Source organism: Paenibacillus sp. 7516, assembly GCF_002272715.1.
GTDB lineage: Bacteria > Bacillota > Bacilli > Paenibacillales > Paenibacillaceae > Paenibacillus > Paenibacillus illinoisensis_A.
In genome coordinates this window covers 26,959-38,756 of the sequence record NZ_NPBI01000039.1, presented here as the reverse complement: position 1 = coordinate 38,756, position 11,798 = coordinate 26,959, and the positions used below count along the sequence as shown (strand labels likewise).

The 11,798-nt window shown below is 48.2% G+C and carries 8 protein-coding genes; 6 read left to right on the top strand and 2 right to left on the bottom strand.

Translation table 11 applies throughout. The features are described 5' to 3' along the window. Positions 1-40: 40 nt before the first annotated feature. Positions 41-1,504 carry a HAMP domain-containing sensor histidine kinase gene (locus CHI14_RS25980; protein WP_095292661.1) on the bottom strand — a complete coding sequence of 488 codons (1,464 nt, stop codon included), beginning with the start codon at positions 1,502-1,504 and terminating at the stop codon, positions 41-43. Then, a complete protein-coding gene (locus CHI14_RS25975; RefSeq protein ID WP_095292659.1) occupies positions 1,489-2,175 on the bottom strand; it encodes a response regulator transcription factor in 687 nt (228 codons plus the stop codon). Before CHI14_RS25975 ends, CHI14_RS25980 begins: the two co-directional genes overlap by 16 nt. Before the next feature lie 189 nt (positions 2,176-2,364). On the opposite strand from CHI14_RS25975, the gene CHI14_RS25970 reads away from it, so the two are divergent. The 6 genes from CHI14_RS25970 (at position 2,365) to CHI14_RS25945 (ending at position 11,758) form a co-directional block, all read left to right on the top strand. After that, the gene (locus CHI14_RS25970; RefSeq protein WP_095292656.1) at positions 2,365-3,078 is read left to right on the top strand and encodes a YceI family protein; all 714 of its coding nucleotides are present in this window, start codon (positions 2,365-2,367) and stop codon (positions 3,076-3,078) included. Between the two features lie 346 nt (positions 3,079-3,424). Next, positions 3,425-7,747, top strand: a complete 4,323-nt coding sequence (locus CHI14_RS25965; protein ID WP_095292653.1) for a glycosyl hydrolase 53 family protein — start codon at positions 3,425-3,427, stop codon at positions 7,745-7,747. Between the two features lie 164 nt (positions 7,748-7,911). After that, positions 7,912-8,952, top strand: a complete 1,041-nt coding sequence (locus CHI14_RS25960; protein WP_095292650.1) for an SPFH domain-containing protein — start codon at positions 7,912-7,914, stop codon at positions 8,950-8,952. Continuing rightward, positions 8,949-9,974: a diacylglycerol kinase catalytic domain-containing protein gene (locus tag CHI14_RS25955; RefSeq protein WP_249281244.1), complete on the top strand. Its 1,026-nt coding sequence runs from the start codon at positions 8,949-8,951 to the stop codon at positions 9,972-9,974. Before CHI14_RS25960 ends, CHI14_RS25955 begins: the two co-directional genes overlap by 4 nt. A gap of 83 nt (positions 9,975-10,057) precedes the next feature. Then, positions 10,058-10,768 (top strand): response regulator transcription factor, encoded by a 711-nt coding sequence (locus CHI14_RS25950; protein ID WP_095292648.1) that lies wholly within the window; start codon positions 10,058-10,060, stop codon positions 10,766-10,768. After that, positions 10,769-11,758, top strand: coding sequence for a sensor histidine kinase (locus tag CHI14_RS25945; RefSeq protein ID WP_095292645.1), 990 nt, complete (start codon positions 10,769-10,771; stop codon positions 11,756-11,758). Positions 11,759-11,798 lie beyond the last annotated feature (40 nt).

Below are 11,798 nucleotides of genomic sequence, written 5' to 3'. Positions count from 1 at the left end.
TCAGGAAACCGGGCCGGGCTGTTCTGCTGTTTAAGATGTTCTATGCATTTACTGGTGAACGGTACGCTTTTTCCGGAGTAGTCGCATCAGGTGCCTTCCAGCGTGGCAGTTTTAGCGTAAACTGACTTCCTTTTGGGCTGCTTGAGGTGAGATTCAGATCTCCTCCTTGTGCTTGAGCGAGAAGGCGGCTGTAAGTGAGCCCAAGTCCCAATCCCCGAGACTGCCGCTTTTTGAGCTCGCCGCGGTAGAAACGTTCAAATATTTTGGATTGATCTTCCTCGGTGATGCCTGTACCGTTGTCCTGTACGTCTACGTAGAGATCGTGTTCTTCAGCTCGCAGGCGAATGTCGAACAGCGTGGTTTGCCCTGAAGCTGTGGCCTGCAAACCATTATTCAGCAGATTGACGATAATTTGCTGAATCCGCAATGCATCACCGATCGTATACAGTGCCCCCGCAGGTACATGCATTGCAATTTCCGGTGATTGATCCTCGTAAGCGATTTTCCACTGGTAAATAATCTCCCCAACCAGCAGACTCAGATCGACGCGCTCATGGCGCACGGCAACACTGCCTGCACTCATGGCATTATAGTCCAGAAGATCAGCCACCATGCGTTCCATACGTTCGGATTCTTTTAATGCGATATCGAGAAATTCCTTGCCTTCCTGCGGGCTGACGATATCATCTCGAACGGCCATAACCAGTCCTTTGATGGAGGTAACCGGGGTTTTTAGCTCATGGGTAACGCCTGCCAGTGAGAGATTACGCCATTCCTCCAGCTGCTGTAATCGCAGGGACATTTCGCGAAAGGAATTGACGAGTTCATTCATTTCCTGCTCCCTGGTGTCCAGATCCAGGTTTACATCATAATTGCCGGTTCGAATCTGCTCTGCAGCATGTGCGACCTGGCGAATGGGTTTGGACAGCTTGCGGGACAGAAGATAGATCGTAAACCAGCCACACAGAATGAGAGCAGCAAATAGCAGACCTACGATCAGCAGAGTGTCGGGACTGTAAGTTATGGCTTTTTTGGACTGCAACACCCATACTTTACCCAGCGTCTGGTCGGCATCCACTACATTGACGGTTACACCCGCAAATTTGTGGTTTCGCGGCTCCGACAGATCATCCGACAGTCTAGTGTAGACTTCCTGCTGGGTCATTTTCGGGTTCGAATAGATCAATTGATTGTTGTTGTCAAGAATCATGATGCAAAAATGATTATCGGTATTAAAAAGCTTGGTACGCTTGTCCACCAATCGATCCAGATCAGGAGGGATGTGCAGTCTGTTTTCAGTCCCTGATACCTTCTCCGCAATTTCAAGCCCCAGAAGCTCAGCGGTTTTGAGACCTTTCTCAAGGGAAGTGGTCCTGATCCAGTAGAGTGCCCCTGCAACAATAATGATGAAGCCGATACAGAGGATCAGAAAATATTGAAGCGTCCAATAGGAGAGAATGGATGTTTTTCGTTTAGGCGTTTTACGGCTCAGTTTGCGATCCAAAATTGATACCCCATTCCCCTTAAAGTCCGGATTTCTCCTGTTTCTGGCAGCCAGTGGGAGAGGGCCTGACGCAACCGTTTAATGGAGAGATCCACAGCCCGGTCACTTCCGTCATAATCCATGCCCCATACCTGCTCAATGAGATGCTCCCGTGTGAACGTTCGATTTGGATATTCAGATAGGAACATCAACAGCGACAGGTCGCGAGGCGTTAACGCCACTTCTGCACCATTCAGCAGTACCTGTTTGGCTGCCAGATCAATGACCAGATTGCCGAAATAACGTTTACCTTCCCCTTCCGCTGTCCAATGTGGATTGCGGCGAAGTACGGCATTAACTCTTGCAACCACTTCCTCCGGCACAAAGGGTTTGCTCATATAATCGTCGGCACCGGCATTCAGCCCGTTGAGACGGTCCTGAATGTCGTCCAGTGCCGTTAGCATAATGACAGGGCAAGGGCTTTTTTCACGAATAATTCTCAGCAGATCCCAACCATCCATCCCTGGCAGCATGACATCAAGCAGTACCAGGGCGGGTACGTCAGAATCAAATAAAGTGAGAGCAGTGGGTCCATCTGCGGCATGACGGACCTCAAAACCCGCTTTTCTCAGATAAGCAGCCAGCACACGTGCAATTGCTTGCTCATCCTCGACGATAAGTATGGATTTCAAGAAGGTGTCTCCTTTCACGACATAAGCTTGTGTACTGATTTTACATGAGCCGGGGCTTAAAGCCAATTAGGCAAATATTTTCAGAAAAAAAATGAGGCTTTCATCCTTTTTGACGTCATCCTGACACATTGGGTTGATAAGATTCTTGCAACAACCAACATATACAATGACCAATTGGAGGAGATAGAGATGAATAAAAAGACAAAAACATGGGTGATATCCGGCGTCGCAGCAATCGCAATTCTTGGGGGCGGAGGTTACTATTTTGCTAACAGTTATATGGGTAACAACGTAGATATTGAACAGGTACTTCCGGCAAGCACTGCAGCATCCACAACGGATGCAGGCACAGGTACGGCGGTTGCAAATGAAGCAGCAAGTACGGAGCAATTAAACGGGGATTGGACTATCAGCGAAGGCTCGAAGGTGTATTTCTCGGTAACGACATCACAGGAGACCGTCAATTTTGTGGACGAGCAGGTAAGTGGAACCTGGGCGATTCATGTGGACGATGCTTCCCAGATGAAAGCGGAAGGTCAGATTGAGATGAGCGGAATTGATTCGGGTAACGGTCAGCGCGATGGTCACGTGAAAGAAGCTGATTTCTTCGATGTTAGCACACATCCGCAAGCGACTTTTACGGCAACTTCCTTTGAAGGCATGCCAGCGGAATGGACTGCAGGGCAAACCGTGGATTTTAAAATGAACGGTACCCTTACGGTTAAAGGCGTCGAAAAAGAGGTCACTTTTGATGCAAAGGCCGCATATGAAAATGGTCAGGTATTGCTGTCTGCCACGACGACGGTAACCTTCGAAGACTTCGGTATGGAGAACCCTCACTCTGTTGTGTTATCCACAGAGAATGATATTCAGGTCCAACTGGAACTGAAGCTTGACAAATAAACGATTTGTCCATGAAAAGGATAAGGCACAGAGCCTGATTCAAAATAGGATCACTGTTGATCCGGTCTACTTGGATTGAATAATATAATTAGTTACACCTGTCCCAGATGCCGAAGGCAAAGGGGCAGGCTTTTTTTGTGTTAAGGCGTTGTTCTAACACAGGAGTAGCAGAGAGACTCAATGGTTCGAATGGTTCGGCTAGCAGCAAATGATATTAAACTGTTTGAAATAACTGCTGTTTCCTTTGGAAAATGCCGTGTTCCGGGTTACTGTGAAGCGCTTACAATAATATAGATTTCATCAATGATTCAATCATGTTCAGTCAATCAAAAAAGGGGGATCAAGAGTGAACAAGAAATACATAAGCGGCTGCCTGGTCTTACTCATGCTGTTCTGTGAGTTGGGCTTCTGGGTTCGTCCGGCTGGGGCAGCAGGGGTAAACGTCGCATTGAATAAACAGGTTACCGTGAGTGCAGAGGATCTGCAATACAATGGAAACAAGGAAAATGCCGTGGACGGCAGCGCCGACACCAAATGGAGTGCAGACAGCAGGAATGAAGCGGGGCAGCCTCATTGGTTAATGGTCGATCTGGGAGGAACGTACCAGGTATCGGGAGCTGAAGTGACATGGAAAGATAAAGGCCAGGTGGTAAAGTACCATATTGAAGTGTCAGCAGATGGCGCTCAATGGACAACAGCTGCGGATCAACGAACGAATGAAACAGCAGAAGACATCGCGAAGGTGAGTTTTCAGGCTAACGACGTGAGGTATGTGAAGGTTACGATTCCATATTATGCTGGACCAGATTGGTGGCCAGGCATTGCCGAATTGAAAGTCTGGGGGCAAGAAGAGGGGCTTACGCCAGAACTCATTACATCGTATTCTCCAATTATTGTTTCCACCTTAAAAGGTATGGCACCCGTATTGCCTGCTGATGTGCAGGCTCATTATGCAAATGGAAAGACGGCAGATGTTCCTGTGTCATGGAACGCGATAGATCCGATTCAATATTCTTCCGCTGGAAGCTTCACGGTTACGGGGGATGTATATGGAGCGCCTACTCAACCGGTAGCTAATATTCAGGTTGGGGGATACCGGAATGATTTTGTACGTGGGGTGGACATCTCAACCTTAACGGCAATTGAAGACAATGGTGGTAAATATCTGGACAGTAATGGGACGGAAAGGGATCTGCTCGACATCCTGAAGGACCGCGGCGTCAATTATGTTCGTCTCCGACTGTGGAATGATCCACAGAAGTCAGGTGGATATAATGATAAAGCTGATGTAATTCGACTAGCTAAACGTGTTAAGGAAAAGGGAATGAAGATCCTGCTGGATTTTCATTACTCCGATGAGTGGGCTCATCCAGGTCAGCAGCTTCGGCCGAAGGCATGGGAGGGCTTATCCTTTGAAGAACTGAAACAGGCGGTATTCAATTATACGTCTGAAGTCGTAGGTGAGATGAAATCATCCGGTGCCATGCCGGACATGGTTCAGATCGGGAACGAAATTAACAGCGGTGTTCTGAATGGCCTGAACAGCAATGTGAATTTTGATGAGAATGTTGCATTGCTGAAGAGCGGTGTAGATGGGGTGCTGGCTGTTGATGGTGGAGATCAGGTTCAGATCATGATTCATCTGGCAGAAGGCGGCAAACCCGAGCTGTTCGATTGGTACTTTGGAGAACTGGAGAAGCGCGGACTGGATTATGACATCATTGGGTTATCCTACTATCCGTTCTGGCATGGAACCTTCGCAGACGTACGGAAGACAATGAATACAGTCTCCGACAAATATAAAAAAGATGTAATCATTGCCGAGACCTCATATCCGTTTTCCTACAAAAATGGAGATGCCCACGGCAACATCATTGGCAGTCCAGAGGCGTTGAATGTGGGAGGTGCGACTTTCCCGGCTACGGTGCAAGGTCAGCATGATGCCATTGCCGGCATTATGGATATGATTGCAGAAGTTCCTCATGGTCGTGGAGCGGGCTTCTTCTACTGGGAGCCGGCATGGATTGCCGCCAATGTGGGTTGGATTGCTTCAGAGGGAGATGCATGGGAGAACCATGCCATGTTTGACTATGATGAATACCCTGCCAATGGAGGGTACTCGTTCGAAGGTCGTGCCTTGGAATCACTGAATGTGTACAAACGAGGGATGGATACCCTGCCTGTAGACCGCCAGCAATTATGGGCAGCCATTAAACGCGGAAGTGAAATGGTGGCTTCTGATTATACGCCGTCTAGCTGGATAACCCTGGCACCAGCCATTCAGACAGCGAAGAACACATATCACAAAGCCTATACTTCAGAGGTTCTGACACAACAGGAGACTGATGAAGCTGCAGCAGCACTCGAAGCCGTTATGCAGCAGCTTGAAGTTATTCCGGCTGATCGGAAGGCGCTTGAAGGCAAAATTGCAGAAGCTGAATCATACCATGAAGCAGATTGGTCAATGGCAACATGGGCCGTTTTTAGCAAAGCACTCGCCAAGGCTAAACTAGTACTTGCTGATCCAAGAGCGACCCAGACCGAAGTGAGTCAGGCAGTGATTCATTTGGAGAAAGCCATTCAGGGATTGTCCGATGTAGACAAGACTCTGCTTATACAGCTCATCGAAGAGACTCAGCAGCAGAGTGAATCATCGTATACTTACCGAAGCTGGAGCCTTTTGCAGACGGCGCTGCAGACAGCCATTGTGGTTAGAGACAAACCTGATGCCATCCAGTCTGAAGTCAATCAAGCACTGGAACAGCTTCAGCAAGCCGGTCGTGACCTTGTTCAACTCGAAGCCTTAACAACAGGGAAGACAGCAACAGCCTCCACGAGTGCAGGAACGGGCGGCGGACAGAGCAACTCACCTGACGGGGCGATTGACAGCAACCCGAATACATCATGGGGAACGGATCAAAGTGTAGGCAGCTGGTGGCAGGTGGACCTGGGCACCATTGCCAATATTCGTAAGTTAGAAATGTCCATGTGGAGTGGAGGCATCAAATACAGAATCGAAGTCTCTGAAGACAATGAACATTATGTCACGGTGGTGGATACCACAAGTGATGTCGTTGTATCCACCAGTCCAAGGCACATATTGCCGGAAAACACTCAGGCACGTTACATTCGGGTTACCATTACAGCTGGTTCGACTTGGAAAGGATTCATGGATTTTGAGGCATATGGAACATTCCCTGCAGACAAAACTGCTCTTCAGATGACCGTGGACTCAGCGTCCAAGCTTCAGCAAAATCAATACACGGCTGCGAGTTGGAGCAGATTGGCGGAGGCGCTAAATACAGCCAAGGAATGGATGGACGATATCGAAGCTTCAGTTCAGAATATCAGAGATGCTGACAGCGCATTAAAAGAAGCCATGCGTCAGTTGGTCCGGCAGGAGTCAACCCCTGGACCTTCGCAACCAGTCCAACCGTCACAACCATCCTCACCGGGAAGTCCAGCGGTTACAGTACCTGGACCTGAAACGGAACATCAGACCGAAAAGGGTTCTACCCTAATCAAAGGAGTTTTGACCGGGAAAGATCAGTATTCTGTTTCGCTGAACGAACAGCAGCTGGTTCAGTTGGTTAAAGGGCTGGAAGCTGGGAAGCATCAGCTGCGTTTGGTTGCAGACATTGCTGAGCCATACCAAGCAGTCACATTCCAATTGCCTGTCGGAGCATGGCTTCAGACACAGGCGTTACAGACACTGGAACTGAGAGTGGGCCAGACATCGGTACGCATACCGATGAAATCACTTCAGGAGATGCATGCATCGACTGCCAAAACACTGGATGTGGTGATATCGAAGGGATCCACTGCGAATCTATCCGAGCAGCAAAAAGCAGTGGTCGGTAATCACTCCGTCATCGACGTCAAACTGTTGGTGGATGGCGAAGTGCTGCCTTGGACCGATCGAGCGATTGAGATCGCATTTTCGGGTATAGCTAAACCGGCGACAGCCAATACAGTTCCCGTTGTTCAATCCATATCGCCAGATGGTCAGATGAAGACAGTCCTGTATTCCGCATATGATGATTCTGCACAGGTCATGACGTTCAAGCCGCTTCAATCCGGTTCATTCGTTATTGTAGAGGTGAATGTGCCTCTGACGGATATACAAGCACATTCTTGGGCAGTGAATGAAGTGAAGAGTTTGTATGGTAAGGGAATTGTTTCCGGAATGTCCGGTGACCGTTTCGATCCGTTGGGTGAACTGACCAGAGCCCAGTTCTTGCATATGGTTGTGCAGGGAATTGGTGAGTCTCATGTTCCGAACCAAACCGGATATTTGCTAAGTGATGTATCCGAAGGACAATGGTATACGGATTCGATTCGACTTGGTTTGGAGATGAACATTATTCAGGGGCGCCCTGACGGATCGTTTGGAGTGCATGAACGGGTTACCCGTGAAGAAATGGCGGTTATCCTGGAACGTGCCATGCAAGCGGTGAAGCAGGATGCAACATCTGATTTGGATGTATCCACTCGTGCTGAGTTCAGGGATAACGAAGATATCGCAGATTATGCGAAGCAAGCCGTGTCATCCATGCAGCAGTTAGGTTTATTGAAGGGCATGGGCGATGGAAATTTCGCTCCCAAACAGACGGCTAACCGTGCACAAGGTGCTGTTGTCGTCGCCAGAATGATGGAACTGCTATATTAAAATTGTGAAGGAATAAAATAAAGACCTGTCTTAAGGCTGCGGCCAAGAGACGGGTCTTTTATTTTTTTTTAGGAAATCATTAATGTCATATTGACATTATCGTTATCGTTTGTTATCATTCCGATAATATCATAATGACAATATAGAGAAATGGGGAATGAGCGATGTTTGGATTCCGATTCGTGAAGTTTCAACCCAGTGAGTATGTAATGAAAATTAAAAATGGCAAGGTGCAGCGCGAAGGTGTAGGACTGTCCTTTTATTATTATGAGCCTACAACGTCGGTTGTTGTTCTGCCTGTATCATCCGTCGACGTTCCGTTTATGTTCGAAGAAATTACGGCGGACTATCAAACGGTGACGGTGCAGGGACAATTGAGCTACCGCATCGTGGATTACCTGAAAATAACGCAAAGCTTAAATTACACGTACAACTTGCGCAAAAACAAATATATCTCTGACGATCCTGGCAAGCTTGATCAACGTGTGATTACGACGGCCAAAGTATTAACCAAGAAGCACTTGGAGCAGATGCCTCTGAAGGAGGCCATTCAATCCAGTGAAAGGCTTGCAAGCAGCATGAAGCGCGAAGTGGTGCAAAGCGAGGAGCTTGAAAAATTGGGCGTTGAGCTGATGAGTCTATCCATTCTGGCCATTCTGCCGAATAAGGAAACGATGCGGGCGCTGGAGGCACAGGCACGGGAAGAAATTTTACGTCAAGCGGATGAAGCATTATATGTGCGCCGCAATGCCTCCATCGAGCAGGAGAGACGAGTGAAGGAAAACGAGCTCAATACGGAAATAGCCGTCGAAACGAAAAAGCAGCAGATCAGGGAGACACAATTACAGGCGGAGCGTTCGGTCAAGCAGAAAGAAAATGAAATGGAGCAGGAGCAGCTTCAATTCAACACCGCAATGGAGGAACGGAAACAGCAGCTCATTGAATTGACCATTGCCAACCAAAATGCCGAAGCGGATGCGAAAGCCTATGAAATTGCGGCCGTTATGAGATCTTTGCAGGATGTGGAACCGAATGTACTTCAGGCAATGGCCAATATGGGAATGAACTCGGATAAACTGATCGCGCTGGCATTTCAGGAGCTGGCGGAGAATGCGGGGAAAATTGGTCAGCTCAACATTTCGCCTGATCTGCTGCAAGGATTAATGTCGACACCAGGAAGAGAGAAGGGAGGCCATGCACGATGAGACGGGGACACGCAAAAAAATCTTCACGTTCTCAACATGTTGACCAAAACCACCTTGGTGATGTCAAGCTGATTCTGGTCAAACGCAGAACAAGATTAGAAGAACTGGTGGTGCGTTATAACACGGTGCAGCAGGCCCAGTTTTACATTGAACGTCTTGGTGCCGATTTCAGCGATTATATTGAGGAGGATCGGCGTTATCGACATTCTGTGCAGCAGGCCCAGCTTCAGCTGGGTCAGCTCGGCCGGGTACAGATCATTGACCGGGAACATGTGCCTAATTTTATATTTGGAGAACAGGACATTGTTGTCGTTGTAGGGCAGGATGGACTGGTGGCGAATACGCTCAAATATGTGACGGAACAGCCGCTTATCGGCGTGAATCCCGATCCCATGCGATGGGATGGCGTACTCCTTCCTTTTACGGTGGAGGATCTGAAGATGATAATCCCGGATGTCATGCGCAAGCAGCGTTCCTTAAAAGAAGTGACTTTGGCAAAAGTGGAACTTAATGATGGACAGTTTCTGTACGGGGTTAACGATTTGTTCATCGGACGGAAGACCCATGTCTCAGCCAGGTATGAAGTACGTTTGGGTTCCTCGGTTGAACAGCAGTCATCCAGCGGTATTATTGTTTCCACAGGACTCGGATCGACAGGCTGGTTCAAGAGTGTGTTGGCTGGAGCAGCCGGCATTGTGGGATCCGAAGCATGGAAGCATATGCACATCAATGATGATGTTAACGCGGTAAGTCCGGTTACCCGAGGACATCAAATGGAGAACTTTGGGTGGGATGCTCCCTATTTGTACTTTACAGTTCGTGAACCGTTCCCGAGCCGGACCACAGCAGTCAACCTGGTGTTTGGTCAGGTGCATCAGAAGCAGCCACTACAGATCGTATCGCAAATGCCCGAAGATGGGGTCATTTTTAGCGATGGCGTGGAACAGGACTTTCTCGAATTCAATTCCGGAGTGGAAGCCACCATCAGTCTTGCAGAGAAACGAGGACGTCTTGTGGTCTGATCCTTTATTTCCGGGCCATTTCCGTCTAGAATGGGTTACTAGATGTGAACAGGGCATTCTGGTGTGGAAAGAGAGGTTATACAATGCAATCGATACTATTGGTTGAAGATGATGCTAAGCTCGCAGGCTTACTGTCATCATATCTCAACCGAAATGGTTTCCAGGTATATGTCGTGGATGATTTCCGTCATGTCCTGGATGAATTCTTGAAAATCGGTGCGGATCTGGTCCTGATGGATGTGAACCTTCCGCAATTTGATGGTTACTATTGGTGCAGACAGATCCGCACGCATTCCATATGTCCCATTTTATTTATTTCAGCACGTGACAACGGAATGGATCAGGTTATGGCGCTCGAACATGGTGCGGATGATTATATTACCAAACCTTTTCAATATGAGGTGGTTCTTGCCAAGGTACGAAGCCAGCTGCGTAGGGCGTACGGCACATATGCTGCAGCTCAGCAAGAGGTAAAAGTCCGAAATGGACCCTTGGTGCTGTATCCCGAAAGGTTCGTACTTGAACATCAAAATCTAACTGTGGAGCTGACCCAAAAAGAATCTGTCCTGGTTGAAGCATTGATGAGCAAGGTCGGGCGGGTGGTGGGCCGCGAACGACTGCTTGAGCTGATGTGGGAAGATCAGCACTTTATCGATGATAATACACTGAATGTGTATATTACCCGTGTCCGTCGCAAGCTGAAAGATCTGGGTGTAGAGGATTTGCTGGAAACGGTGCGGGGAGCGGGCTATCGTTTACTCGATTTGGGCACGGCTGCTCAGGAGGGATTGTAAATGAAACTTTTCTTCAGAGACCAGTTACCCCTGATTGGTTTTTATTTGCTACAGATGCTGATAGTCCCTTCAGTATACTGGCTTTCGGGCGAAGCTCGTCCTATTCGTATTGTCCTATACGGCATGTTGATCAGCACGGTTATCTTTGTCGTGTATCTGATTGTGCGTTATGCGCAGCTTCATCATGTCTATCGCGCGCTTCAAAAGCCAAACGATCTGGTCAGGGAACCTTTTCAGCCGCTGGGTTATGCTCCAATGGCGCAAGCCATTAGAGGGGTGCTCCACGAACAAGAACGAAATCGGCAGCAAGAAATGGGTGAACTGCGTACTCGAAACGAGCAGCAGGTCGTTTTTATGAATCGCTGGGTTCACCAGATGAAGACACCATTGTCGATCATTCAATTAACACTGGAGGATGTGGAGGATCAGACAGCTGGTAGCATTCAGGATGAACTGGATAAAATGCGCAAAGGGCTGGAGATGGTGCTTCATTCTTCCAGATTGGAGCAGTTTGAAGGAGACTTTCGTGTAGAGCGTCTCTCTCTTGGTGAAGTGATCCGAGGAAGCATTGCTGAAAATCGTCGCCTGTTTATTCGCAAAGGTATCACACCAGACATCCGGATTGAAGAGGAGCTTCACATATACAGTGATGCCAAGTGGTTACGTTTTATGTTTACCCAAATTTTGACCAATGCCGTTAACTACTCGGACAGCAGATCTGGCAAAAAGGTCATTATGACCGCCTACCTTAAGGGTGACCGAACCGTATTGGACATTCAGGATGAAGGAATTGGCATATCTGCGGAAGACATTCATCGCGTTTTTAACCCTTACTTCACAGGGAAGAGGGGAAGGCAGTATCATGAGTCCACCGGAATGGGGTTATATCTTGTCCGTGAGATCAGTACACGTCTGGGGAACCAGGTTGAACTATTCTCCAAACTGGACGAAGGGACACTGGTCCGCTTCAGTTGGGCGGATCAAAAGTAGAGCGCTTTGCCTGAGGGCGAGGTGTTTTTTTGTGGATAAA